Below are 26,709 nucleotides of genomic sequence, written 5' to 3'. Positions count from 1 at the left end.
CAAGTAGATGACTAAGATTGACCTTTATTTTTGTACACTAGATAGCGAGCGCCATAGCCTAAATAGCGGCGGGTAAGCTCTATCCAAATCTGATTAAAAAACTCTTCAGCTTTGGCATTTCTGGCAATATCCTGAGCAGTAGCTTTGATGTTTCTGTCAATGTCATGAATAATTTTTTGAGCTAAAGAGTTTGGCCCTCTACCCCACTTTTTATCGCGACCGACTTGATAAAGTAAAAAGTTTTTGATCACTTGCGTGCTTTCAGTTGTGTCAGCAACTCTTACTAAATTCCGAAATTGTGATTCTTCTAAGTCATTGTAAGAACTTGTATCTTCTAAGGCAGTTTGAATGTCCGTGACTAACTTATCTTCAGCTTGGCGAATTCCTTTTTGAATTTTGAGTTGTTTTTGTGGATCTAATGATTCGCTCATACGGCATTCTCCCGAAATACAAGGTGAAACTGGTTGCAAATTTGAATTTGACCGAAGCCTTCGCAAGTTCGATCGCCCACTCCCCTTACTTCCAAATCTCCCAACACGTTATCCCATATCTCCCGTTGATTTGTACTGAACAAATAAACCGAGCCTTTGTTGGTTATTAACTCTACATCTTTCATCAATCCCCAAGCCGCATTCCAGCCAGATAGATAATCGTAACTGCTGTAAGCTGTTTCCAGTTTCAATGATGGATCTTCAACTTTGGCAAATTGCTGCAACATCTTTTCGGATATTACAGTGGTGCGCCGCCAGTTTTCGGTGAGGATGGCGTCAGATTGCAAGTCGAGGGTGAAATATGTACGATCGCCCGGTAACTCCTTTAACGGAACGCCAAAAATTTCCCATTTCTGCCAACGGTATTGTATGGAATTGGTAAAGTTAGTGATTTTTTGCTCTACATCTATTTTAGCACTAACAGGCTGTTTGGTGGTAATTTCCACTTTTCCTAATCCTCTGGAAGTCGAACCGCCCAAGCGGAAGTTCTGATTTCGCAGTTGAATGAAGTTACGCAAAGATTCGGCTAAATCCTCCTCCACTAAAATCGCACCTCGATAGTAAACAGGATTTTGTTTTTTCTCCTGAGATTCATTCAAAACTTCCAGACTGTAAAGTATTTCTTCCTCCGATGTAGCCCTGCGACGATTAATCCCAACTCGCGTTAACAGGCGTTTTTTAGCACTTAGGCTGTGATACTTTTTATTAAATTTACAGTAAAAACTAATGCCAGCAGGATCGACTCTCCCTCCGTCTTTCGGGCAATTCGGATCGTAGGGATATCCATAGCCTTCAGCACAAAACCGATCGATTAAAGTGTCAAAAACACCATTGTTTTTGGGCGTGAAACCGGATTTATTTTTAGAACTTTGTGCGGTAGTGGGTAAAACTCCATTGTCTTCAATTCTTGCTTGAGGGATGAGCTTTCCATTAATTACTAATGCGGGGTAAGCATTTTGAAAAAGTGCTGGATTTTCACTCAAGAATAAAGCTTGAAAATCGCCGCCATTTTCGGTCAAATCGCTGAATTGATGACCGGATTCGTTTAAGATTTTAGCAGCCACAGCACCCCGAATCACCGTACCGGGAATATAGTCTACAGCTTCGCTAATCGAACCTCCCGCTTTATGACGGGCGATCGCCAAAGCAGACAAAGCCTTAATTTCCAGTTCAATTCGCTGCATTATTTCCGCCTTTTGCTAAAAAATTCCAATCTTCGTCAGTCGGTTTAAATTCGGGTAATTTGTCCCAACTCAGCCATCCCAAACCGGCCGATTTACTTCCACCTAATGCGTGAATGTGTTTGAAACCAGCCAACATCAAAGGTTTGGCGTAGCTGGGACAATTTGGTAACAGGTGAATTTGACCTTCAAACTTCAGCGAAACATTAGCTGGAGAAGTCTCTAAAAAATAAAGTTTTTTCTCTTCTGCTGTGCGTCTTCGGCGGTTCATTGTGACTCCTGGGCGGATAACTTCGGGTAGGTTATCTGGCTCTTCCGTACAAATCAAATCGTCAAACATCACTCGCGATTGTAAAATTGGATTTCCGAAAATTTGACTTATTAAACAGTGATAAGTCTCATCATATCCTGATACTTCGTATTCGCGGCGCTTAAATTTATCCGATGCATTTTCTCTGCGGATTACCATTTTTCCAGGACTGGGAGACTCCCAAATCTCCCAACCCAAACCTCTAGCAATTTTCTCGCATTCGTGGCGGAGGCGACCTTTGATTTGAGAACCCGGAATTAACAGGTTTCCTTCTGCATTGCGGACAATGGGCTTATCTGCAAGGGAACCGGAGGAACCGCCCGCGCCTACACACAAAGCTGTATCAATTACTGCTGTCAGCGTGTGGGTTTCAATTGAATTTGACATTCTATCGAGAACAATCATGAGTCTACCTCCATATTTGCCAAATCTTCTGAAATTGGTTCGGAATTTTTTTCGGGTTCAATGAAATCGTAGATATCGACAATTTCTCGCCAGATAGTTTCATAAACTTTATCTTTTAAATCGAACATCCAAGGAGCCAAATTACCCGTATTTTCTTTGTTTTTTGGTTTGCACCAAGCCTCTTCAAATTCTGCTTTTAATTCTGCCTTGCCTTGTTTCAGCCTGGTTCGGAAATAGCGGTAATTGAGGATAGTTGTTTGTTTCCCTCGTTCTAGAAAGCTCCGAATTTGGTAGAGTTGCGATTTGGGGAATTCAGCTTTCTTTAAAGCTTTGACCGATTCAATTAATCCCCCAATCTCGTGTAAAGTGTAAGGTGCGGCGTATAGTTTTAGTTTTGCTCCTCGATCTAAAGTTAAACCTTCATCGCGGAAGCTTTCAATATTGGATGAGATCGTAGTGACAGATTTCATTACTAAGAAATCCATCGTACCTCCGCAATATCCAGCATCTTTCAATTTTTTTCCAGTTTTTTTGGCTGACTTAAGTAGCTGATTAGTCAAGTTCTCTGCATAATAAATTGGTGTATCTTCGGCTGCAATCAACACTCCCGCTGACATACTTAACTTGCACTGGGAAGGAGTTGCTTTTTGTGGAGAATAGCGGTGTCCCGCGTAAATTTGACTGCTCTTATCCAGTTTATAACCACCTATTCGCAGCAATATGTTTTCAAATTCTTCGCCGATGGTTTTGGCGATCGCCAATGCTCTATCTGCTGGCACAATCAACATCACATCATCGCCACCAATAGTCAAAATTTCAAAGGGATGAATCCAAACTTCTTCTTTGTTCCTTCTGCCAGAGTCTGAATCAGGCTTATACTTGTGAGGTTTGAGATGTTTAGCCAGAGCAACATACACAGACTTTTCAGTTGCCTCAAAAATATCCCGGCTGAAACGCTGGTACTGTTGAGGATTTTTAATTTCTTTCTGAATGTAACCCCCCATGTTGTTACCATCAGCGTAGATATAAGCAACAAAACCTTTGACTAGGCTAGCATCACCAATTTCTCTAACCGATCGCGCCTCTTCAACCTCTGCTGCACGATTTTCGCCATAATATCCGTTATATCTCTCGTAAGTTTCGCGCAAAAATCCCTCAAACTTATTCACCCAACTTTCAACTGCTCCCGGCTCCAAGTTTTCTGGAGTTGCAAAATCCCACTCCAACTCTGAATCTACCCACCAAGTTGGCAATCTACCCGATGACGGTATTTCTTGTTTAGCAATTTGCCCGATTAATCGCTTGCGAGCTAAAGCTTCAGAAAACCAAGGATCGCCCGGAAGTCCTTTATTTTGATTGTTAGGATCGCTTTTAGCTTGGAAAACAGCCGATCGCCGATCGCTCTCATCTCTCCTCAAATAAGGATGCGTTTCAAACATCGGCGGATAGCGACGGCTGGGGCGATCGGCAAAATCATTTCCATTCCGTCGCTGATTGAATAAAGCTGCTAGCTTTCCCGCCAATTCATTAAATGTCTTGCGTTGTTTAAAAGCTTTCTCTGGAGATGTATCCAGTTGTTCAAAGTAAGCTTCGAGCAATGGGTGAGCTGGATTTTCTAGATATTTTTCTTTCCAGAATGTGCGAGCGTTAATTTCATCTGGTAATAGCCCCAACTGAATTTCCAGCGCTTTAAATTTAGCTCCTACTGCACAGGAATTGGCAGTTAACGTCTCGTGCGTGTAGCGTTTTTCAATAGCGTCTGCCAAATCGTCTGTAAAAGCTGCCGGACAAAATGCTAAAATATTTCCGCCTGTCGAGTAGATAATTAACTCGGAAATCAGCGCTTTTGAAAGTTCAGGGAAATTTTCTGGTTTATCTAACCATTCCCATTTAACTTGCTGGCAGTATTTTTTGGCTTTTTGACACTGAGGATAACTTGGGTCATTTTCGCAACCAAAAAAAGCAGGTAAATCGACTAAATTAATTCTGTCTAATAAGGCTGATGCGCCGCGAATATCCGGTAGTTTGGCCGCTTCAAAAACATAATGCTTGATTTTGGTTGCGCCTCCGTAAACTAAGCCGATTTTAGATTCCCACAGTACCGAATGTTTTTTTGTCAGTTCCGTTAGTTCTTCGAGAGTTTCAGGAAACTCAAGTTTTTCAAGTTCCCGAACCCGATCGACAATCTCTCTCACATTTTCCGGCACTTCCTCCCCAGAATTCAAAGCTCCTCGCATTTCCCGCAACACGCCGATCTCAAATTGAGGTTCGCGCCCCTCACCCCAAGCCAGACACCAAGCAATACCAGTCGCGATCGCACTCCAACAACTTTTCATATGCAAACCACTCCCAATCAGGTTTAACAGCCCCCAGATTGCCTCAATAATTGGTAATTATTCAACCTGCAATACCATCTAATTTCCTATTGTCACCTAAATTTTCCCGAAAATCACCAGCCCGAAAAATAATCGCCCAAATCCCCAAAAAACTAGCAACTCTCGCAACTCTCACAACTCCCCCAACTCTCACCACCAAAGATTTTTCTGAGGCGACTTGCTCTGCATCTACCCAAGATGACAGCAAATAAGGTAAAGTAAACGGCACAAGAGTCTAGAACTCTTCAACCGCAACTCGGCAAACCCGCCCCTGACCAGCAAAACTGGTCGGTACAGGCGGCATTAACCGCTAACCGTCAACCCCTAACAACCGAGAAAAATGCAAACCTACTACTACGTTTTAGCCAGCCAACGCTTTTTGCTAGAAGAAGAAGCCCTAGATGAAGTGTTTAAAGAAAGAACTCGCAACTACAACGAACAAGAAAAAGAAATAGACTTCTGGTTAGTCAAACAGCCCGCTTTCCTAGAAGCACCGATAATGGCAGAAGTTAAAGCAAAATGCCCTCAGCCAGCCGCCGCTATTATTTCTACCGATCCAGTCTTCATCACCTGGTTGAAACTGCGATTAGAATATGTACTGACAGGTGAATTTCCAGCACCATCACCAACTATTCCCGATGCCCTTGCATCCCTACAGACAGCATGAATAAAATAGCCAAATATCAGACCCAACAACTAACAACAATTAGGGGTAAACTGTACAAATTTATTTTGTCTCTACCCCTATTTCCTGCTACTTCCATCGCCATTTTGGTATTGACAATTTTATCGAGTTCTGTTAAAGCTGAGTCGAGCTGCCAACCGCCCCAGTCCGATGAATATCTACTGTTAATTGTCACCCCAACACCCGAACAGCAAGAAAGAGCAAAACGCTCTTTCCCTGGAAATACTAACAACACAGTTTGTCAGTACATCAACGACACGGTGACGCGAGTTGGCGGCTTTCGCGACTCGCAAATCGCCAGCGATTGGGTTAAATACATCGAAGATGTTGTCGGATTGCAAGCTTACGTAGTACGATCGCCCGCAGCCGCACTACCCCAAAACTTGCCAGTCTACAACCCTCAGCCAGCACCAGGTTCTGAACCAATCACCAATCCTTCAACCGGCAATCTTGCCTTCAATCCCCAACCCCTGGGCCCTGGTTATGCAGTGTTAGTAGATTACTTCAACCAACCGGAATTAGGCGCCCAAGTCAGGGAAGCATTAGGCACGCAAGTAGGCTTAGCTTCCTACGGCCAGCGTCCCTTTTTATTCGTCGCTTATACAACGGATCAAAACGCCGCTACTGCTGCGGTAAAAGCATTGAGCGATCGAGGTTTTTGGCCGATGTTAGTAGACAGCCGCCGAGTTACCGTAATTGCTCCCGCTGTTCGCTAAAAGATAAAACTTGGCAATTCAAATTGCTTCTTGTCAAACAAAGTCCGCCCACGCGGGTTAATAACAATTATTGTTGTTGTTCGGATTCTAGCGGGCTGCTTCCTAGCTGACTTTCTGCCCGCTTTTTTGCTTCCATTGCCGCTCCGTAATCCGGTTTGTAGCGAATAGCTTTGTCATAGGAGGCGATCGCATCTTCGTATCTTTTTACCGCCACAAGCGCATTGCCGCGGCTGTACCAGGCTTCCGAGTAGTCAGGCTTGACATAGACAGCTTCATTGTAAGAGACTAGCGCATCTTCGTACCGCTTTAAATTGGACTGAGCATTGCCTCTATTGTACCACGCTTGATATTCTTTCGGGTTTAAATCTAAGGCTCTGCTGTAACACTCAATTGCTTGTTCATACTTGCGTAATTCGTGATATGACCAACCTAAATTATACCACGCTTGATAATAATCCGGTTTTAATTTGACAGCTTTTTCGTAAGCTTCTACCGCTTCTTCATGCCTCCGCATTTTCAGCAAAGCGATGCCTTTACTGTACCAGCCTTGATAAAACTTGGGCTGAAATCGCACGGCTTTTTCGTAGGCTTCAAAAGCTTCTTGGTTTTTGTTAACTTCTAGGAAGACATTGCCTAAATTGTACCAAGCTTCATAATTATCGAATTTGATTTCAACTGCTTTTTGATATGATTCAACGGCTCGATCGTACTGTTTTAATTTTTGGTGAGCTTGTCCGCGATTGTACCAGGCACGGTACAAATTGGGCTGAAATTTTACGGCTTTTTCGTAGGAAGTGATCGCCTCTTCGTACCGCTGCGAATCTAACAGAACATCGCCTCTGCCTTCCCACGCTGCAGCATAGTCGGGCTGGATTTTCAAAGCGTTATCAAAAGATGCGATCGCCGCTTGAGACTGTTGCAACTTATCCAAAGCATAACCGCGTCCCGTCCAAGCTTCCAAGTATTCCGGCTTTAATTCTATGGCTTTATCATAAGCTGACTGCGATTCTCGATATTTTTTCAATTCGTACAAAGTTTTGGCTTTTTCCTGCCAAACCTCCGCGTAGTCAGGCCTGAGATTTATTGCTCGCTCATAAGCGGCCAGAGCTTCTTCAAATCGGCTTAAATTGTAAAGAGTATTACCTCGGTTGTACAGGTCAGTTGCATTGGCCGCATTAAAAGTATTTACACCATAAATAGATGCTATAATACTGATGCCAATTAAGCTGGCGATCGACAATATTTTTAAATACAGTTTTTTTCGGGATTTTACCGGCTTATTCGCAGCAGCAACCGGAGGCAATACAGGAACTGTACCGCTGAAAGAATTTTTCAATTCTTTAATAGCTTGCAGCGTTTCGCTGGCACTAGAATAACGTTGCCGAAAATCGTACTTTACCATCTTATCTAAAATATTCGCAAATTCAGGACTGACTGATGTTTTGTCCTGCCAAATAATTTCCTCTGTATCGGGGTTCCTTGGCATTTGGTGAGGATTTATGCCAGTGAGGAACTGAATTGCGATCGCACCGACGGCATAGATATCGCTGCTGAGTTTCGGGTTGCCGTGAGCTTGTTCGCTGGGCATATAACCAGGAGTACCGATGCTGACACTCAAGCTATTCTTGGGCTGAGGAGTGGTGATTTGAGTAGTAATTTCTTTGACTGCGCCGAAGTCAATTAAAACTAATTTTCCGTCTCTATCTCTGCGGAGGATATTGCGGGGATTGACATCGCGGTGAATCACATTTTGCTGGTGTACAAAGTCTAAAATTTCGAGAAGTTCCTCCAATATACAAATGACGGCATCTTCCTGCATGACTCCCGCAGTTCCTCCTTGGTAAGGGGAACCTCCGGCAGTTCCTCCTTGGTAAGGGGGGGTTTGGGGGGGTATAATTTCTTGACTTAAATCGTGGCCTTCTATAAATTCTTGAACAAGATAAAATTCTTGATTTTCTTCAAAGTAAGCAAAAAGTCGGGGAATGCGATCGTGATTTCCCAACTTGTATAAAACTTGTGCTTCGGTATCGAATAAACGTCTAGCTACCTTTAGAGTTTCGGGATCGGTTGCGTGAGGTTTAAGCTGCTTGACGACGCAGAGGTGATTGCCTGGTAGCTGCTTATCTTCCGCTAAATAAGTTTGAGCAAATCCGCCGCCTCCCAAGTGACGGATAATGCTGTAGCGATTACCGAGTGTGATTCCAAGCATGAGATTCACCTAATATTTCCTAGTCTTTTGGAGAATTAGCTTCCAACCAAGCTGTTAAATCTTCGGCATTAGAAAAATCTAACATGGCTTCTGCAAGATTCTCTAATTTGTCGATCGGCAATTGGCTAATGCGGCTTTCAATATCCGGGTTTATTTGACCTAAACGGCGACTCAGCAAACGCATAATTAACCCTACTTGTCCTTCTTGTCTGCCTTCTTGTCTGCCTTCTTGTCTGCCTTCTTGTCTGCCTTCTTCCCGACCTAAAGCCACTGAACCCTCTTGATCTTGAGCAAAAAACTCTTGCTGTTGTAATATGTTAAATTCCTCCTGTGTCAAACTAACTTGATTGGCAATTTCAAAGGCTTTCTGAATTTCCGGGACTGTGACCATTGTTTGAGGTACTTCATCCAAAGTGCCAGTAGTTTTGATAAAGTAAATCCACTTGTCCGTAAGAGTTTCCAGTCGATCCAATTCTTTCTTAAATTTTGGCAACTCTACAAAGACTAACTCAATGTCATTTTGTAGATAATCAGACAAGCGAGTGCTTTCTTTGAAGACAAAATGCGAAATCACATCTTGCTCGCCGCGAAACATTTCAAAATCAGTAATAGTCAAAGCAATCACAGGTCGCAATTGCTTGTAGAGTTCTCCCCTTGTTAATTGGAGTGCATAGGTTTTTGCTGCATTGTACAAAACTCGCTTGCCAAAGGCCTGTACCTTCAAAACTTGCATTTCAATAATCACAAATGTGCCGTCATTAAGTAGCGCTTTGACATCTAAGTAACTATTTTTAGCTCCGGCTACTTGAGGGCCAAGATAAGGATCGAGGATTTCTAAGCTTTTAATGATCGATTCTTCTTCATAGAGTATGGCATTTAAGAAACTAATCAAAATCTCTGTACTTTGGCTGGAGCCAAATATTTTTTTGAAGGCAAAATCCATTTTGGGATTGATAAATCTCATGTTATTTTTCTCCTTCGAGATTTGGACTTAACACGGCTGCAAACCTTACTGTGACCGTGTGTTTGCTATGTTTCTTGTTCCCTCCCCTTACTAAGGGGAGGGTTAGGGCGGGTGCTAGATTTTTGCTATTGAGATGCTCCCACTATAACTTAACTTCAAACGGCTTTCAAAATCTCGTCATCGACTGAAAAATCTATCTCAGCTTTGTCCCGCCCCGAAACTACATAATCATTCTGAAAAGAATCTTTTAAGCCAGAAACTAAGTCAAATTCTGGCTGCCAGTTAAGATCGGTGACAGCTTTATTAACTGAAGCGAAAAAGTGCTGTAATCGCATTGGGAAAGCTTTCTTTTTTCCGAAGTCAAATTGTTTCGGATCGTAGTGTACAATCTTAATAGCATCAGGGGATTTGCCTGCCGCTTGAATGCAGGCGCGGGCTAAACCGTCAAAGGTGACAAATCGATCGCCCGAAACGTTGTAAATTTGCCCGATCGCCCTTTCGTTGCCCAAAACCGCCGCCATTGCTTTCGCCAAATCCTGACAGTGCCCCAACTGCGTGAAGTGCATTCCGTTACCGGGAATCGGAATCGGTCGATCGCGCACAATGCGATCGAAAAACCAAGCCTCCAAATCGTTATAATTTTGGGGGCCGTAAATGTAAGTCGGGCGAATCGAAGTCCAAGGCAAACCAGACTCGGCCAAGTAATTTTCGGTTTCGCATTTACCCAAATGCCGGCTTTTAGGATCGGTAGCGTCCCCTTCAATATGAGGCATTTGATCCGATTTCAAATAAACCCCCGCAGAGCTCATGTAAACAAAGTGCTGCACCCGCCCTTTAAATATTTCAGCTAAAGGCTTTGTATCGCTGAGTTCACGGCCGTTGTTGTCAAAAACCGCGTCAAACTCGACCGTCGATAACTTTTCTTGCAATTGTTCAACATTTGTGCGATCGCCCTGAATCTGTTTCACGCCCGAAACCGGTACAGGCTTGTTGCCCCGGTTAAACAACACCACTTCATGCCCTTGTGCTGCTAAAATCTTAGTAAGATAAACCCCGATAAACCGAGTACCGCCCATCATTAAAATTCGCATTATTTTCGATGCTCCTTACAGTTAGTGTAAATATCTTACAATAAAGTTATGCCCTAGGGCGTGTTTTCTATCCCCGGAGATCCCCCTAAATCCCCCTTAAAAAGGGTGACTTTGACACTGATTATTTCACCTTTTTAAGGGGGCTGGCATTTTGAATCTCATGAGAAATCACTCAGACTAGATAATTCATCCGTGTATCCGTGTCCTCATCCGTGTAGTGCTTTCCTTCTCCAATAATTTCAATTTGCCTAAAATAGCCCTATGCAAGTTCCCCGGCTGCATCCAGAAACAATCGAAGAAGTCAAACAAAGAGCCGACATAGTAGACGTTATTTCCGGTCGCGTCGTCTTGCGGAAACGCGGGAAAGAATTCGTAGGTTTGTGTCCCTTTCACGACGAAAAATCTCCCAGCTTTACTGTCAGTCCCGGCAAACAAATGTATTATTGTTTCGGCTGCGGTGCAGGTGGCAATGCTTTTAAGTTTCTCATGGAATTGGAGAAACGCCCTTTCAGCGAAGTAGTATTAGAATTAGCTAAAAATTATCAAGTCCCGGTCAAAACAGTCGAACCAGAACACCGACAAGAATTGCAGCGCCAAATTTCTTTGCGGGAACAACTCTATGAAATCTCAGCACTAACAGCCAACTTTTACGAACACGCTTTGCGGCAAACCCAAGGAGAAGAACCCTTAGCATATCTCAAATCCGAGCGCCAGCTAAGCGAAGAAACAATCCAACAATTTCAATTAGGTTATGCACCCCAAGGTTGGGAAGCACTTTACAGTTATTTAGTAGAACAGAAAAACTATCCGGCGCAATTAGTAGAACAAGCTGGATTAATTGTACCCCGAAAAAATGGCGGCAGCGGTTATTACGATCGCTTCCGCAATCGCATTATGATTCCCATTCGCGACACCCAAGGCAGAGTCATCGGTTTCGGCGGCAGAGCTCTCGGCGACGAACAGCCGAAATACCTCAATTCTCCCGAAACAGAACTCTTCGATAAAGGCAAAACTTTATTCGCCTTAGATACGGCGAAAACCGCCATTAGCAAAGCCGATCGCGCAGTGGTTGTAGAGGGGTACTTTGATGCGATCGCACTTCAGGCCGCCGGCATCTCCAACGCCGTCGCTTCCCTCGGCACAGCCTTAAGTTTAAACCAAGTGCGGCAGTTATTGCGGTACACGGACTCCAAACAAATTATCCTCAACTTTGACGCCGACAAAGCAGGAACTCAAGCAGCAGAACGCGCGATTGGAGAAATAGAAAAACTCGCTTATCAAGGAGAAGTGCAACTGCGGGTACTCAACATTCCCGACGGCAAAGATGCCGACGAATACCTCAAAACATACTCCCCAGAACAATATCGAGAATTGCTCGAAAATGCTCCGTTGTGGCTCGACTGGCAACTGCAACAAATGCTCGTCAATCAAGATTTGAAGCAAGCCGATACTTCCCAGCAAATTACAAAAAAAATAATTACTTTATTAACTAATATCACTGACGACAATCAGCTAGCACATTACCTGCAAAAGTGCGCCGAAATTCTCAGTAAAGGAGATTTTAGACTTACAAAAATGATTGCTGAAAACTTGCTCAATCAAGTAGTCAGCGATTGGGCAAAGCGGCAGAGTCAAGACGAATCATTGACAATGCCCCTGTTAATTAGAAACAAGCTGAAGCCGAACAAACAATATAAAAAGCAGCGTGCAAGCGGCGAAAACAAAAGCTCAAAATCTAGCTTATCTGCCGTAGCCCGCAGTCTTTTAGAAGAAGCAGAAGCGCAATTATTGCAGATTTATTTGCACTGTCCCGAATACCGCCAAGATGTCAGAGAAGCAATAGAAGCTAGAGACGTGCAGTTTAGCCTTTCTCACCACAGATTTTTGTGGCACCAGATTGTGAATGCAGAAATATTGCACAAAATGTCTTTACAAGTAGCGCCTTCTGAGTTAATATTGAAATTGCAAGATAGCTTCATTGAATATCCCAATCAACTCAATCAAATTTCCCATTTATTTCACTTAAATGAGTTCTCAGAAAGAAATGTTTATCGCGCACCTCTAGTAATTAGATCGGCCCTCGCCTGTATCGAGCAAATTATTAGCATGAAGCGCCGCCGAATTGCACTCAATATGTGGGAAAAAGCCAAGGCCGCTAGCAGTGGCGAAGAGGCTATAGAATATCACCAACTATTCTGTGCCGAACAAGAATGGCTCAAGGAATTAGAGCGGCTGCGTCAAGTTAATTTTTACGATTTAACATCCGTACCTTGGGGCTAATACCATTTTAGATTTTAGATTTTAGATTGTAGATTGGAGATTGGAGATTGGAGATGACTCGTTCGATATAGGTTGGAAGCCAGGGCTGTTTCGGGGCAACCACGGGGGGATTGCTACGGAAAAGCAGGGTCTTGTAGGGGCGGTGCCCCCGTGCCCGCCCAGCCCATAGACGAGCGGGTAGGGGTTTCAGATATCGGGGCAACCACGGGGGGATTGCCCCTACAAGAGAATGAAACAGCCCTGGGTTTGAAGCTTGCCTGCAGTTACATTTTTTTAAACTGATATAAGGAATAAAGTCCTTACTAATAACCCGTTTGTACTAAGGACTTTATTACTTTATTCAACGAGCATTTTAATAATCGCAAAAAAGAGTTTCGCGAGTATCTCTACCCGTCACCGGATTAGTACCTTTTGCCACTTTACAAAGTTTTTCTATCATATCGTCTCGCAGCAGTGTCTCTGTAAAATCAGCACCGTCAATAATAGCTCCTTCCAGCCTGGTATTGTAAGCGAAAGCACCCTCAAGAATAGCATTAGTTAAATTCGCTTTCATCATGCGAGCTAAATCTAAAGTAGCACCCGTGAAATTAGCGCCTTCAAAATTTGCCTCTTCCATATTGGCCGCAAAAAAGCTGACACCCCGCAAATCTGCCTTAGTAAAATTGCTGTTGCGAAGATTAGCTTTATTAAAACTGTCGTCAGTCAGAACTTGTCCACTAAAATCAGCGCCGACTAGGATTTCTTTGTCGTGATCCAAAGCGAAAGCAGGTGCGGGATTAATGCCGATCGCCCCAGCGGCAATTACTGCTAAAATAACAAAACTCAGCAAGAAAGTATAAATATGTTGGCGAATTCGAGAAATCATCATACAAGTTCAAGCTAATGGGCAGTCGTGACAGTTCAGAATTGAATTCTACCAGAAAGCGCGTCAAGCGTAGCTATCCCGTAGGGAATCGCCCGCTTGCCACGGCTGACTCCAATTCCCCTCAATCCCCAAACTCTAGGGATATCGGTACATTGGGAGAAAATTTAGTCGCCGACTGGTTGCAGCAGCAAGGTTGGGAAATCTTGCACCGGCAGTGGCACTGTCGCTGGGGAGAGATTGACATCATCGCACTCGGAAGAGATGAAGAAAGCGCAAAAAACCAAGTTCTTCCCAATCACACATCCCGAACATTAGCATTTGTTGAGGTAAAAACTCGCCGTCGAGGAAATTGGGATGCTGGTGGAATGTTGGCTATTACCACCACAAAAAAAGCCAAACTTTGGCAAACAGCCGAAATATTTTTAAGCACTCATCCAGATTTAGCCAATAATTCTTGTCGCTTTGATGTCGCCTTAGTCAGGTGCGAATCTTCACTACCAAACACTAAACAAATATTACCACCATTAACTGCAGCGAACTCTCAATCCGCCGTTGCAGGAAACTACCGACTCACCCTGCAAGAATACATTCGCTCGGCTTTTAGCATTTAAAAGTATATAATTAAAATTTAGAGGGTAAAATCTCAAAGCAAGGCCACTAGGTAATTTTTAATTGTTAACTAATTGTTAACTTGCCTAGGCTGTCGCGCATTTCTCTCTTGAGCTTTAACGGAGCTGAAAAAAGCGTTAAATCTTCTCCCGCTTCCCCCTTCTCTCCCTCTCCTGTTCTGTCATATAGCGATTCTCAAGCGTTGTGAGGTATGGGGGCTTTGTCCTATGCCCTATGCCCTATGCCCTATGCCCTATGCCCTATGCCCTATGCCCTATGCCCTATGCCCGCCAGAGCACCTCATGTTACTGAGAAAGGCTATAAGAGTTAATTTATATGCGTAGCAATCTAGGCGAGAGTTTCCGGGCAATATCCCAGACCCTTGACAAACTGCTGGCGAAAGGCTTCAATTTCCTTACGATCAGGGCTGCCGTGACAAACCACGGCCACCTGGTAGCGGCGCATCACGCTCAGTGGGGACTGTCCGGTTTCCAAACTCCAAAGCGCCATTTGCAAGCGAATTTCAGGATCGTAAGGAATCCCGAGTTCGTTCATAAAAGCCCGAAAATCCCCGTGCATTTCGGGAGTTAAGTATTGGCTCATTTTCACCTTTACCACCCAGCCGTCAATTTGGTGAATAACAGTGATAAATTGCAAGGGAAGATGATGAGCCGTGCGTAGGTAATCCACGACTCTCAGAGTAAGGCTAGTATTGGCGATGTAGTAGAGGTATTCCATAACGATCCTTATGAGCAAAGCTGATGCTACACCTCTATCCTCGCGGGCTATACCCGCCACCACAAGGGGAAAAGCACCCGACTTTGGATGGGGGTTTTTACCCAATTTGTTACCCAGTTGACAGATCGATCGCACAGGAATTCACTCGATGACAGAGATGGACTGGTCTTTGGACGGCTACGACTACGAACTTCCGCCCTCGCGCATTGCCCAAAATCCCGTAGTGCCGAGGGACAGTTCTCGCTTGCTGGCTGTAGATTCTCCCAGCAGCCACCAACACCGGATTTTTAGGGATTTACCCGATTTGCTGCAACCGGGCGACTTGCTGGTGCTCAACAACACCCGCGTGCTGCCAGCGAGGCTCTACGGGCACAAACCCAACGGCCCGGCTGTGGAGATATTGTTGATGGAAGAACGGCAGCACAACTGTTGGCTGGCTTTGGTTAAACCGGGGAAACGCTTAAAGTTGGGAGCAAAAATTGAGTTTGATCCCATCGCCCCTGCCGGTGAGAACTCGACCACAGATCCTTGCTGTTGCCGAACCGATGCCACGATGCCCCCCCATCGTCGTCGCTTGACTGCAACAGTTATAGACAGGGACGAGGCAACAGGGGGACGGCTGTTGGAGTTTGACATCCCCACAGATGAGAATCTGGCGAAGTTTTTGGACGAATACGGCCACGTACCCCTGCCGCCCTACATCGAAAATTCCCAAGCTTCAGCCGAACAGTACCAAACTGTTTATGCCGATCGACCCGGGGCGGTGGCGGCCCCCACAGCAGGCCTGCACTTCACCGAAGAATTGTTCAGCCGCTTGGAACAGCGGGGAATCGAAAAAACTTTTGTCACCTTACACGTCGGAGTAGGGACGTTTCGCCCGGTGGAGGTGGCAGACGTGACGGCTCACAAAATGCACGGCGAATGGGTGGAAGTACCCGCCGCCACCGTCGAGAAAATCCGGGAAACTCAAGCCAGAGGCGGGCGGATCATTGCGGTGGGTACAACAGCAGTGCGAGCTTTAGAGGGAGCAGCCGCCGCGAGTGGCGATTTTTCCTTGCAACCTTTTTGCGGCCCGACCAATTTGTTTATCTACCCTGGTTACAGGTGGCGGGTTGTAGAGGGGATGATTACCAATTTTCACTTGCCCCGCTCTACTTTGATGATGATGGTAAGTGCGATGATTGGAAGGCCTCGGCTGTTGGATTTGTACCGAGAAGCGATCGAGCATCAGTACCGCTTTTATTCCTTTGGCGATGCCATGCTGATTTTACCAGCAGCAAAAAAGGATTGATCGATCGGGCATCGGGTTCGCCCTATGCCCGGTATGCCGTTTCTATTCTTCCTCCTCTTCTTCATTGCCGGGATACACGAAGCTGTTGGAACGCCCAGTCAGAACAGATTTGCCCAGAGACAGAGCTTTCTGAGCTGCCACTACAGCTTTGCGCTTCCATGTGGCCTTACGCATATTCTTCTTGGATTTGGAGGTTTTCTTCTTAGGGACTGCCATGACGCTAAATACTTTCTGCTTATATAGACAAACAAACATTCTAGCCGATTTTGTCGGCAATGCTTACTCGAAAAACCGCAACAACTGCTCGCTCAGCAATATCAAGTAGTAGGGTGCGTCAGCGATTAGCTTCTGGAAAAATAGACAAAATCCCCTAGGTAACGCACCCGCAGCAGCTAAAGTTCGTGAAAGTGGTAGATCACGACGCCAGTGACGGGATCGTTCTCGATACTCACATAACCCGTTTTGAGCAGTGCCGTGAAAGCCTCTTCCACTTCGGCAAAAGTAGCGCCGGTTGCCATCACCCCTTGGGTGACAGATAATCTTCCGTTCTTGGTATAAGCTGCCTTCAGGAGTTTAACCCCTAACTGGTCTGGAGTTGGCTTGGGGTATGTCGCGGCGATCGCCCCGCTGCTGGGATATAGCGGTATACCTTCGCGAGATACGCCGAGTTTGCCCCTGAGACTGGCATTGTGTTCGTCCACCATGTTCGGCAGCAGCAGCAAATCAAACAATTGCCCAAACCCAAACAAACCAAAGGTAAACAGCCACAGCAAACCCGTACCAATCTTGCCGTTGTAGAGGCGGTGGAGTCCGAAGGGGCCGAAAAAACAAGCTGCCCATAAAAGGTAACTAACACCTAAATTGCTCATTTTCTGACCGTCCTGCCTGGTTATTCTAAGAATTGGAGTCCCTCTATACATTTTGTACTTTCTCTGTCGTGTTTAAACAGCTTGACACCAGCAGATATTTGTGAATTGTCCGAAGTTATTGGTTATTTACTACCAATTCCCCAATTCCCCATGCCCCATGCCCCATGCCCCATGCGCCATGCCCCATGCCCCATGCCCCATGCCCCATGCCCCATGCCCCATGCCCCATGCCCCATGCCCCATGCCCCATTCCCATGCCCACTGAGTAATTTTGCGTAGCAATTCTTAACGCCAGCAACATATTTGCGCGGGCGAGAGCTTGGTAAACTGGAGGGCGTGGAAATTACAGCAGCTTAGACCTGGATTCCACACGGAGCGCGAAACCAAGCGCGCCGCCAGCGCTGGCCGGAAATACACGAGCGCGATCGCCCGCAGTACCCGACAATGGAAACAAGCGAGTAGTTATAAGCAGAAATCCAATAAAAATATGGTAGATTCCCTCAAAAAACCCACTTTTGAAGAACTGCGGCCGGGAGTGAAAGCCCCAGCCAAAGAAACTATTCTCACGCCGAGATTTTACACAACCGACTTTGACGAGATGGCCAAAATGGACATCTCGGTAAATGAAGCCGAACTAGAAGCAATTATCCAAGAGTTCCGCGTTGACTACAACAAAAACCACTTCGTGCGGGATGAGGAGTTCGCTCAATCTTGGGATCACATTGACGGCGAAAAACGCCAGTTGTTCATTGAGTTTCTAGAACGTTCATGCACCGCTGAGTTTTCTGGGTTCTTGCTTTACAAAGAATTGGGACGCAGGCTCAAAGACAAAAATCCAGTGCTCGCCGAGGGTTTCAACCTGATGTCGCGCGACGAAGCGCGGCACGCCGGATTCCTCAACAAAGCGCTGTCCGACTTTAATTTGTCCCTGGATTTGGGTTTCTTGACAAAGAGCCGCAGTTACACATTCTTTAAGCCGAAGTTTATTTTCTACGCGACTTACTTGTCTGAAAAGATCGGTTATTGGCGCTACATCACGATTTACCAGCACTTAAAAGCGCATCCTGAAGACCAGATTTATCCGATTTTCCGATTCTTTGAAAATTGGTGCCAGGATGAAAACCGCCACGGAGATTTTTTCGATGCGGTGATGAGAGCTCAGCCTCAGATGTTGAATGATTGGCGCGCTAAGCTTTGGTGCCGTTTCTTCTTGCTGTCGGTGTTCGCGACAATGTATCTCAATGATATCCAGCGGGCCGGTTTTTATCGATCGCTCGGACTAGATGCTCGCGAATACGACATCGAAGTGATTAAAAAGACCAACGAAACAGCAGGCCGCGTATTCCCCGTCATGCTCGACGTGAACAATCCAGAATTTTATGAACGCCTGGATATTTGCCTCAAGAACAATCAGCAGTTGACTGCAATTGTTGCTTCTAATACTCCCAAATTCTTGCAATTCTTCCAAAAATTGCCTTTGTATCTGTCGAACGGCTGGCAATTAGTGAAGCTGTACTTCATGAAAACAATTGAATCACCTTCAGTACAGGGCGCTGTGCGTTAAGTTTTGATTTTTCATCCTCTGTGACGGCGGTTCTGCAGCAAGCAGAACCGCTTTTTTTTGGTATGATGTTAGATTAGTTTTCATGGGCGGCGTGCGATCGGGTTTCAAATTAAATTAAGGAACTTTATGAAGGAGTTAATTGTGAGATGAGGAATGAGTGATATGAGTTCGGGAAGACGCAACTCTTTTGCAGACTACAAAGCAGATGGACACAACTGGATCACCTTGACTGCCGGAGAATACTATCCCGATATATTGCAGGAGGCTTGCCAACTTTACGAACCTGTTCTAGTAATGTTTGGGCAATTACTCAGGACTTCTGAATCATCAGTGCGTCTATTTATACAGATTTCAGAGGTTCCCAGCACATGGATGCGAGTTCAACTTTTTAGGGTGTTTCGCAAGTATGTCAGCCCTGAGCTTCCCGTGGAAATGCTCAGAAGGAAAAAAAAGGCAACGGAAATTTGCAATCAGTTCGGAGCACGTTTTAGGTCTGTTCAAGAAGTTCAAGCTGCTTATATGACTCGTCCAATTCCCGATGAGGCAATGTCGGCTCTATTGTGGGAATACAAAAGTCGCGGAAAAAAGGGATACGACTTAACTGAAAGATTTTTCTCCTTATTCCGCTTACACTTTCCCTACTTGGCAATCAGAGGGCCAGAGCGAGCTGGAAAAGATATCCTGATGGGAAATGTCTTCGCCAACTATCCCAACCCAAAACGTCCTGTTGATTTTGTGATTTACGATATTAATGAAAATGACTTGCTGGCAATAGGATTGGCAAGATATGATTCAGATAGAGGCGGTGCACAAGAAGACGACCGAACAGGTGGTTATCGTAGCTGCGCTGATGAAATCCTCAGTTATACACAAAATCATAACTTAAGAACTAAAGTAATTTTCCTGAATGATGGGCCTGGTCTCTTACTCGGATCGATGTGGGATGACTACGCAAATATTGAAAATAGCTGGCAAGATAAGATTATGGTATTGACACTGCGTATGGTTCCAGATCGGATTACAGTGGAATGGCTGCGTTCTTGAAAATAGGAGTGACAATGGCTACGGGTATTTCAAAAAAACAATCGCAGGGTGAAGCTGCATCTAATTTTAGTGAAAGCCCATTAAATAATAGCTTGGATGCGTGCTTTTCATATCCAGGAAAAGTGCCTGCAAGTGAAGTTTTAGACACTCATCAAGCTGAATGTGTAAAACTGTGGTCTAGCAATGAACAGCTATGTCTGGCAAATGACAACCGTCTTTACTATGGAGATAATTTACCAATTTTAGCATCTTTACTTAAAGATAGTTCAGTAAAAGGTAAAGTAAGATTAATTTATATAGATCCGCCTTTTGCAACTAAAAGTGTGTTTCAGTCACGTTCTCAGACTGAGGCTTATTCTGACTTATTAGGAGGGAACAGCTATATTGAATTTATTCGTCAGAGGTTGATACTCTTGAGAGAGTTATTAGCTGATGACGGCTCAATATATGTCCATCTTGATGATAAAATGGCCTTTTATATCAAGGTGATTATGGATGAAATTTTTGGTCAACGCAATTTTAGAAATTGGATTACTCGCAAAAAATGTAATCCAAAGAACTACACAAAAAAGACTTACGGCAATGTTTCAGATTTTATCCTGTTTTATAGTAAATCAGATACTTATGTCTGGAATCGTCCTGTTGAAGAATGGACAGATAAGCGCGCCAACAAAGAATATGAATACATTGAAAAGGAAACTGGACGGCGATATAAAAAGGTGCCGATTCATGCGCCTGGAGTGCGAAATGGCGAAACTGGAAAGTCTTGGCGAGGGATGAATCCGCCACCGGGAAAGCATTGGCAATTTCCACCTCAAACACTAGATGAAATGGATGCTAGAGGGGAAATATATTGGTCTGCAACAGGAAATCCCCGTCGCAAGATATATTTGGATAGCAGTAGCGGGATTCCCGTACAAGATATTTGGCTAGAGTTTCGCGATGCTCACAATCAGAATATTAAAATTACAGGTTATCCAACTGAGAAAAACCGTGATCTAGTTAGTAGAATTATTCGAGCTTCATCAAATCCTGATGATTTAGTGCTCGATTGCTTTGCCGGTTCGGGTACGACTTTGAGTGTTGCTTCGGAGTTTGGGAGGAGATGGATAGGAATTGATAATAGTTCTGAGGCGATCTCAACTACTTTGCGCCGTTTTGCTAAGGGTTGCGAACGGATGGGCGATTTTGTCAGCCAGCAAACATCCCTACACCAGAATCCATCGGATGACGAGTCTCGCCAATTATCGCTTTTTAACTTAGATGAATCTATATTTCAAGCTGAGTCTCCCTTAGAAAAAAGCGAGATGATTAATAACTTTGATCTTTATGCAACTGATTCGTTTGCTGGGGAACTAGAAAATATTGTGAGGCAATGGATAGAATGGCAGTAGCAGCGTACAAAAAAAATCACAAAAAGCCTTCTGCCACATCGCAAAAATTTGCTCGACTATTACCATATAAGATTTATCAGCAATTAATCAAACTTGATATCATAACTGTTTTTCATAAAATTTATCGCCATTCCCCCTGAAGCGTAAAAGCCGCCCAATAATAGGGAGACTTCCACTCTTCCTGCTTCAACATTTCCAGTTGCGCCGCCCTCAATGCTGCCGCTGGCGTTAACCCTTTTTGCAGCATTCCCTGATAGAAACTTGACATTAACGTAGCTGTTCCTTCATCATCCACATTCCATAAACTCACCACAACTCGCTTCGCCCCAGCATACATAAATCCCCGCGTTAATCCTACCATGCCCTCGCCTTGGATGTTCTGCCCTAATCCGGTTTGACAGGCACTTAACACTACTAAATCTGCTGCTAACTTCAGATTGAAAATATCAGTAAGTCGCAGGAATCCGTTTAATGGATTGCCCTTTTCATCTACCAGTGACAAGATGATTCCCGATAGTTCCGGGTTAGTGCTATTCGCTAAACCGTGAGTGGCAAAATGAATGATTTTATATTGGCTTAAGTTCTGACTGGTTGCTGCGGCGCGGCTTGCTGCAAAATCCAAAGATGCGGTGCGAGAATTAGCTGGTACTAACGCTTGAATGATTTGAGCTTCTTGGCGTGTAAATTTTAAACGGCTCAACTGTATGTTATTGGCGCGGCTAGAGCGACTTAAACCGAGATTTACTGATTCTATTGCTTGGGGATTGGCGCTATTAGACTGGGTTCTGACTCGTTCATCGTCACCGCTAAAAACTGGATCGGCGAGCATTGCTAAAGTCCGAGTTGGGGGTTGTCTGTCATTGTAGTTTTGTCTTAAGATTCCCAAGGTGGAAGCAGAAGGCAGCAGCACGATTTCATGGTCTACAATTAAAGGCGAATTCCGATTTTTACCGGATTTTCCGGGGAGCGAGAGGGCGGCAAAGGGGAGGTAATTGAGAATGCCATCGCCAACAATCAGCAGGCGCTTTTGAGCGAGTTGTGCTGCTACGGGCTGTAAAATAATTTGACTAAGCGTGTTGTTAGCTTCAGCAACTCGATCGGGAATGTTTCGGTAGCGCGGGTTAGTCACAGCATTGCGGAAATTGCGGGCGGCTTTTTCGATTTCAACCTGTTTGGGCAATTCATAACTGGTGATACTGGTTTTAGTCACAGCCCACAGATAGCTGCGGTCTTTTCCAAGAGAATACTGGAGTAAAATTGTATCCTCATCGAGGATTTGTTGTTGAATCTGTGCCAGGGTTAAAGGTTGCGGTTGGGTGAGAGTGGCGTACCGGGGACTGGTGGAGCGGATTTGGGCTTGAATGTCCTGATATTGTCCTAGTAAAGTTTGCCGTTTTTGGTCTAATTCTACTTTTTCTGCGGGGGTAGAATTGGGGCGGCTTAGAGTTTCGATTCGGCGTGTTTCTAAGGCATCGAGTTGCTGTTGTAAATTGCGTTCTTGCTGCAATAATTCCGGGGCGACACCTTGGCGAATATCGGCGTTTGCTTCTTGAAGAAGTTCGAGGAGGCTGCGGGCGCGGGAACTTTCGCTGGCTTCTAAGGCTTTGCGATCGTAACCAGAGTTGGGATTGGTTTTGTGCAGTTCCATTAACAGGTCAATGTATAACTGGTAATAGTGTTGTACGGTGGCAAAGTATGAGATGCGGAGCTCGTGGTTGGTAATTTTGGTGCGGAGGTTTTCGATGATTTTGATGGAGGTTTCAATGTCAGTGAGGGCTGCGATTAAATTGCCTCGATCGCCTTTGAGAATAGCCCTATTGTAGAGGGTGAGGGCTTCCCCAGGACGATCGCCCACAGTGCGAAACAGCGGCAGGGCTTGGTTGAAATATTCTTCTGCTTTCTCCAGTTTTCCCAATTCTGAGTAAGTATTACCTACATTGTTGAGGCTGTTGGCTTCTCCACGCCTATCGCCCGCTTTTTGTCTCAAATCGAGGGCTTGTTTGTAGTAGTCGAGGGCTGTTTGTTTTTCTCCCAAATCTGAATAGACTAAGCCAATATTGTTGAGGATAGTGGCTTCCTTAGTCCGATCGCCCATAGCCCGCAATAAGGTAAGGGCTTGGTTAAAATACTCTTTTGCTTTCTGTTTTTCTCCCAAATCGTTGTAGGCTAAGCCGATGTTGTTGAGTGTGGTGGCTTCCGCAGTGCGATTGACCAAAGATGTATCGCTGTTTGCGGGTATGTTCGAGATGTTGCTGAGGTTGATACTTGCTTCAGGGCGATCGCCCATTTCCCGAATTAAGGAAAGGACTTGGTTATAGTAGTCGATGGCTTGCTGTTTCTCTCCCAAAGCATAGTAGACGGCCCCAATGTTGTTGAGGATGAGGGCTTGCACAGGGCGATCGCGTATAGTCTGATGCCAAGAAAGAGCTTGCTTGTAGTAGTTCAGGGCTTGCTGTCTGTCTCCTAATCTATTAATAATGAAGCCGATTTGATTCAGCGTGTAAGCTTCGTCCTCCCAATTTCTAAGCATTCGATAAAGCGAACGCGCTGCATCAAACTTTTGCAAGGCCTCCTGGTAAGATGCTGCTGTTTCCTGAGCCAATAGTCGCTTAGCTTCCTGAAGCAATCGCTCGGCTTCATCTGTTTTTTGATTTAATAGTTGTTGGTTTTTCTGAATTAATCGATCGGCTTCTCCATCCGGGATTTGATTTCTACTGACATCGAGGGTGGTCAGATATACCAATCCCGCTAAAGGTTTGATATCTGCGATTTGATTTCTACTGAGGTGTAGGGCGGTCAGATTTGTCAATCCCGCTAAAGGTTTGATATCTGCGATTTGATTGGATTCGAGGAAAAGCAGTATCAGATTGGCAAATCCCGATAATGGTTTCACATCTGCAATTTTATTGCCACTCAAATAAAGAAAATTCAACTCCGTCATTGTCGATAAAGGTGTCACATCTACAATTTGATTAGATGCGAGGGACAGCTTTGTTAGATTAGTCAATCCCGCTAAAGGTTTTACATCTACGATTTGATTAGCTTCGAGGAAAAGCTCTGTCAGATTAGTCAGTCCAGATAATGGTTTCACGTCTGAGATTTGATTGAAATTGAGGACGAGGTATCTCAGATTTGTCAGTCCCGATAAGGGTTGCACATCTGTTATTTGATTTCTACTGAGGTTGAGCTTTCTCAGATTGGTGAATTTTGATAATGGTTTGATATCGACTATTTGATTGTCAGCTAGGTAAAGTAGTGTGAGATTAGTCAGTCCAGATAATGGTTTCACGTCAGAGATTTGATTGGAAGTGAGGGTGAGATATCTCAGATTAGTCAGTCCCGATAAGGGTTGCACATCTGTTATTTGATTTCTACTGAGGTTGAGATCTCTCAGATTGGTGAATTTTGATAATGGTTTGATATCGACTATTTGATTGCGAATTAGGGAAAGTTCTGTGAGATTAGTCAGTGCTGTTTGAGCGCGATCGCACTCTTGTGTTTTTGCTTTTGATAGCAACACCTCCACCGTATGTCTGGCTTCAGGGGTCAAATTCTCTTTGTTGGTACAGAAATCAGCAAAACTTTCAAATGTCTGGGGATTTGGCGCGGCTGCAGATCCCATCAGGATAGTCGCACCTACAGCTAACCCCCAACGCCCCCCAATCGAAAGTATGGGATTCATAAGCACTCGCTCAAAAAAGACATGATTAGCTGCTATCATAATCTATCGCACCTTGTGATGCCCGCTTTTCCTTCCGGCTTGCTAATTAGATGGGGAGCATTTGGTGAAACAATAGTGGCTACTGCTTCTCGCTGCACTCTCCAAGCATTATTAGAAACCGGGTTTAAGAAACTGGGTTTTTCCAAAAAACCCGGTTTCACCTCAAAAATTCGGTTTCTGCACAAGTCCTATTTTACGTTACTCTCAACTCAGAAATTTAAAATTAGCGATCGCCATCAAATTTAGTATCTATTATTGGCTGCTGTTTTATGAAAATCAAGAAAAAACAATTAAACCAATCGAATGTTATTTTTTCCCTAGCAATGCTCGGTGTGTTCCTCTTTTCCTTAACTCTCCGCTTTTGGGAACTAGAGCGATTTAACACTTTAGTATTTGACGAGGTTTATTACGCTAAATTTGCCAACGATTATCTCACCAAAACTCCGTTTTTCAACGCTCACCCGCCTCTAAGCCAGTACATAATTGCGATCGGCATTTGGATCGGCACTCATCTTCCCTTCGGCAAAACAGCCGTTAACAGTATGGCTGGTTCCCTGCTTTCCCCTTGGGATTACCGCTGGCTGAATGCTCTCACAGGTTCGTTTATTCCCCTAGTTGTGGGAGGGCTAGCTTATCAGCTAGTTCGGCGCCGCACCTTTGCTTTTCTTGCTGCTTTGTTTATCGCCTGCGACGGTTTATTTTTAGTGGAGTCTCGCTACGCGCTGAACAACATTTATCTAGTTTTGTTTGGAATTTTAGGTCAGTTATTTATTTTAAAATCCGTAGAAGCCGAAGGAAAAAAGCGCTGGCTTTGGCTGATATTCGCCGGGATAGGTTTCGGCGCATCTGCAGCTATCAAATGGAACGGATTATGGTTTCTTTTCGGTACTTATCTAATTTTAATCTGTGCTTGGGTCGTTCGTTTTCTCCAGGGAAGCAGAGGAAATGAAGAACAAAGCCGCGAGGTAGATTCTCCTCTGATTCCTGCCGAAAGTCCCGTACAAAAACTAACTAAACTCAATTTTATAGAACTCTGCTTGAGTCTAGCTATTATTCCTATTCTAGTTTACAGCATCTCTTGGATTCCTCACCTCCACTTTAATCCAACTCCCAATTTCTGGCAGATGCAAACGGAAATTTTGACTTATCACCAGCGGATTAAAAGCGGCCCCGATGTACATCCTTATTGTTCCACGTGGTACAGTTGGCCTTTGATGCTGCGCCCCATAGTTTACTTCTACAAAACTGCTAGCAGCAATGCCCAACCAGATCCGGTTTTGCCACCTTTACCTGAAGGTGCAACTCAGGCAATTTTTGACGTTCACGCAATGGGAAATCCCTTCCTTTGGTGGCTGTCAACCTTAGCTTTACTGCTAGTAATAGGAGTTTTAGTTCACCGGATTTTGGTGTGGCTGCAAACGCGCCGCGAGGCTTCTGTTGACACGATAGAACAGCAGCGGCCGATTTTGTTTCCGCCGACTGCTGAAATGTGGCTGGGGTTATATTTAATAGTTAATTGGGCCGCTAATTTGCTGCCTTGGGTGAAGGTGACTCGCTGCATATTTTTGTACCATTATATGGGCTGTTCTGTGTTTTCAGGCTTAGCACTTGCTTGGTGGGTTGACAGGTGGCTGCACAGCCCTCAAACTCGACTCCGAGGGATGGGGGTAACAATTATTTTTCTGGTTTTGGGTGCTTTTATTTTCTGGATGCCTATCTATTTGGGACTGCCTTTGTCGCAAATTGAATGGAAAATTCGGATGTGGCTGCCATCTTGGGTTTAAGTTAGAAATAATTCTTTTATTAACGGGCAAGATGCCCGTTCCACAAGAAAATTAAGTTTTGTGGAAAAGGCCGGAAAGCGGTTTCACAAGAAAATTAAGTTTTGTGGAACAGGCATCTTGCCT

The 26,709-nt window shown here is 44.6% G+C and carries 24 protein-coding genes; 9 read left to right on the top strand and 15 right to left on the bottom strand.

Annotated elements, in window-relative coordinates; genetic code table 11:
- Positions 1–11 precede the first annotated feature (11 nt).
- From QUB04_RS21720 to QUB04_RS21700, 5 genes are all read right to left on the bottom strand, one after another.
- Positions 12–431, bottom strand: coding sequence for a hypothetical protein (locus QUB04_RS21720; protein ID WP_333106171.1), 420 nt, complete (start codon positions 429–431; stop codon positions 12–14).
- Entirely contained in the window at positions 428–1,675 is a 1,248-nt protein-coding gene (gene csx10 / locus QUB04_RS21715) for a type III-D CRISPR-associated RAMP protein Csx10 (protein ID WP_333287519.1), read from the bottom strand. The genes QUB04_RS21720 and csx10 overlap by 4 nt, the downstream gene beginning before the upstream one ends.
- Positions 1,662–2,387 carry an RAMP superfamily CRISPR-associated protein gene (locus QUB04_RS21710; RefSeq protein ID WP_333287517.1) on the bottom strand — a complete coding sequence of 242 codons (726 nt, stop codon included), beginning with the start codon at positions 2,385–2,387 and terminating at the stop codon, positions 1,662–1,664. Before QUB04_RS21710 ends, csx10 begins: the two co-directional genes overlap by 14 nt.
- Positions 2,384–4,723: a type III-B CRISPR-associated protein Cas10/Cmr2 gene (gene cas10 / locus QUB04_RS21705; RefSeq protein ID WP_333287516.1), complete on the bottom strand. Its 2,340-nt coding sequence runs from the start codon at positions 4,721–4,723 to the stop codon at positions 2,384–2,386. Before cas10 ends, QUB04_RS21710 begins: the two co-directional genes overlap by 4 nt.
- Before the next feature lie 61 nt (positions 4,724–4,784).
- Complete coding sequence (locus QUB04_RS21700; RefSeq protein WP_333287514.1) at positions 4,785–4,991, bottom strand: hypothetical protein; 207 nt, start codon at positions 4,989–4,991, stop codon at positions 4,785–4,787.
- A gap of 111 nt (positions 4,992–5,102) precedes the next feature.
- On the opposite strand from QUB04_RS21700, the gene QUB04_RS21695 reads away from it, so the two are divergent.
- The gene (locus tag QUB04_RS21695) at positions 5,103–5,429 is read left to right on the top strand and encodes an MgPME-cyclase complex family protein (protein ID WP_333106166.1); all 327 of its coding nucleotides are present in this window, start codon (positions 5,103–5,105) and stop codon (positions 5,427–5,429) included.
- Positions 5,426–6,163 (top strand): hypothetical protein, encoded by a 738-nt coding sequence (locus QUB04_RS21690; RefSeq protein WP_333287513.1) that lies wholly within the window; start codon positions 5,426–5,428, stop codon positions 6,161–6,163. The genes QUB04_RS21695 and QUB04_RS21690 overlap by 4 nt, the downstream gene beginning before the upstream one ends.
- Positions 6,164–6,230: 67 nt before the next feature.
- Here QUB04_RS21690 and QUB04_RS21685 read toward each other — a convergent pair whose 3' ends face one another.
- The 3 genes from QUB04_RS21685 to QUB04_RS21675 form a co-directional block, all read right to left on the bottom strand.
- On the bottom strand, positions 6,231–8,372 hold the full coding sequence (locus QUB04_RS21685) for a tetratricopeptide repeat protein (protein ID WP_333287511.1): 2,142 nt from the start codon (positions 8,370–8,372) through the stop codon (positions 6,231–6,233).
- Between the two features lie 19 nt (positions 8,373–8,391).
- On the bottom strand, positions 8,392–9,336 hold the full coding sequence (locus QUB04_RS21680) for an Rpn family recombination-promoting nuclease/putative transposase (RefSeq protein ID WP_333287509.1): 945 nt from the start codon (positions 9,334–9,336) through the stop codon (positions 8,392–8,394).
- 155 nt (positions 9,337–9,491) lie between these two features.
- On the bottom strand, positions 9,492–10,427 hold the full coding sequence (locus QUB04_RS21675) for an NAD-dependent epimerase/dehydratase family protein (protein ID WP_333287507.1): 936 nt from the start codon (positions 10,425–10,427) through the stop codon (positions 9,492–9,494).
- Between the two features lie 261 nt (positions 10,428–10,688).
- Between QUB04_RS21675 and dnaG the strand changes: the two genes are divergently transcribed.
- Positions 10,689–12,707 (top strand): DNA primase, encoded by a 2,019-nt coding sequence (dnaG, locus tag QUB04_RS21670; protein WP_333287505.1) that lies wholly within the window; start codon positions 10,689–10,691, stop codon positions 12,705–12,707.
- Positions 12,708–13,059: 352 nt separating this feature from the next.
- Here dnaG and QUB04_RS21665 read toward each other — a convergent pair whose 3' ends face one another.
- On the bottom strand, positions 13,060–13,575 hold the full coding sequence (locus QUB04_RS21665) for a pentapeptide repeat-containing protein (protein ID WP_333287503.1): 516 nt from the start codon (positions 13,573–13,575) through the stop codon (positions 13,060–13,062).
- Positions 13,576–13,589: 14 nt separating this feature from the next.
- On the opposite strand from QUB04_RS21665, the gene QUB04_RS21660 reads away from it, so the two are divergent.
- On the top strand, positions 13,590–14,183 hold the full coding sequence (locus tag QUB04_RS21660; protein ID WP_333287501.1) for a YraN family protein: 594 nt from the start codon (positions 13,590–13,592) through the stop codon (positions 14,181–14,183).
- A gap of 346 nt (positions 14,184–14,529) precedes the next feature.
- Here the strand turns inward: QUB04_RS21660 and QUB04_RS21655 are convergent, their stop codons facing one another.
- Complete coding sequence (locus tag QUB04_RS21655) at positions 14,530–14,919, bottom strand: hypothetical protein (protein ID WP_006632408.1); 390 nt, start codon at positions 14,917–14,919, stop codon at positions 14,530–14,532.
- A 148-nt stretch (positions 14,920–15,067) separates the two neighbouring features.
- Between QUB04_RS21655 and queA the strand changes: the two genes are divergently transcribed.
- Positions 15,068–16,210 (top strand): tRNA preQ1(34) S-adenosylmethionine ribosyltransferase-isomerase QueA, encoded by a 1,143-nt coding sequence (gene queA, locus QUB04_RS21650; protein WP_333287499.1) that lies wholly within the window; start codon positions 15,068–15,070, stop codon positions 16,208–16,210.
- Positions 16,211–16,252: 42 nt separating this feature from the next.
- On the opposite strand, the gene rpmF is transcribed toward queA, so the two are convergent.
- The 3 genes from rpmF to QUB04_RS21635 form a co-directional block, all read right to left on the bottom strand.
- A complete protein-coding gene (gene rpmF, locus QUB04_RS21645; protein WP_006632406.1) occupies positions 16,253–16,426 on the bottom strand; it encodes a 50S ribosomal protein L32 in 174 nt (57 codons plus the stop codon).
- 176 nt (positions 16,427–16,602) lie between these two features.
- Positions 16,603–17,079: a TM2 domain-containing protein gene (locus QUB04_RS21640; RefSeq protein ID WP_333141357.1), complete on the bottom strand. Its 477-nt coding sequence runs from the start codon at positions 17,077–17,079 to the stop codon at positions 16,603–16,605.
- Positions 17,080–17,194: 115 nt separating this feature from the next.
- Positions 17,195–17,380, bottom strand: a complete 186-nt coding sequence (locus QUB04_RS21635; RefSeq protein ID WP_333287497.1) for a hypothetical protein — start codon at positions 17,378–17,380, stop codon at positions 17,195–17,197.
- A 186-nt stretch (positions 17,381–17,566) separates the two neighbouring features.
- On the opposite strand from QUB04_RS21635, the gene acsF reads away from it, so the two are divergent.
- The 3 genes from acsF (at position 17,567) to QUB04_RS21620 (ending at position 21,081) form a co-directional block, all read left to right on the top strand.
- Positions 17,567–18,643: a magnesium-protoporphyrin IX monomethyl ester (oxidative) cyclase gene (gene acsF, locus QUB04_RS21630; protein WP_190738830.1), complete on the top strand. Its 1,077-nt coding sequence runs from the start codon at positions 17,567–17,569 to the stop codon at positions 18,641–18,643.
- A gap of 153 nt (positions 18,644–18,796) precedes the next feature.
- The gene (locus tag QUB04_RS21625; protein ID WP_333287495.1) at positions 18,797–19,687 is read left to right on the top strand and encodes a hypothetical protein; all 891 of its coding nucleotides are present in this window, start codon (positions 18,797–18,799) and stop codon (positions 19,685–19,687) included.
- Between the two features lie 14 nt (positions 19,688–19,701).
- Positions 19,702–21,081 carry a site-specific DNA-methyltransferase gene (locus tag QUB04_RS21620; protein ID WP_333287493.1) on the top strand — a complete coding sequence of 460 codons (1,380 nt, stop codon included), beginning with the start codon at positions 19,702–19,704 and terminating at the stop codon, positions 21,079–21,081.
- Positions 21,082–21,202: 121 nt separating this feature from the next.
- Here the strand turns inward: QUB04_RS21620 and QUB04_RS21615 are convergent, their stop codons facing one another.
- Complete coding sequence (locus QUB04_RS21615) at positions 21,203–24,763, bottom strand: leucine-rich repeat domain-containing protein (protein WP_333287491.1); 3,561 nt, start codon at positions 24,761–24,763, stop codon at positions 21,203–21,205.
- A 35-nt stretch (positions 24,764–24,798) separates the two neighbouring features.
- Positions 24,799–24,963, bottom strand: coding sequence for a hypothetical protein (locus QUB04_RS21610; protein WP_333287489.1), 165 nt, complete (start codon positions 24,961–24,963; stop codon positions 24,799–24,801).
- A gap of 108 nt (positions 24,964–25,071) precedes the next feature.
- Here QUB04_RS21610 and QUB04_RS21605 point away from each other — a divergent pair, with 108 nt between their 5' ends.
- Entirely contained in the window at positions 25,072–26,586 is a 1,515-nt protein-coding gene (locus QUB04_RS21605) for a phospholipid carrier-dependent glycosyltransferase (protein WP_333287487.1), read from the top strand.
- Positions 26,587–26,709 lie beyond the last annotated feature (123 nt).

This window comes from Microcoleus sp. D2_18a_B4, from assembly GCF_036702475.1.
GTDB lineage: Bacteria > Cyanobacteriota > Cyanobacteriia > Cyanobacteriales > Microcoleaceae > Microcoleus.
The sequence above is the reverse complement of the archived record's forward strand: the minus strand, read 5'-3'. Positions and strand labels throughout refer to the sequence as shown.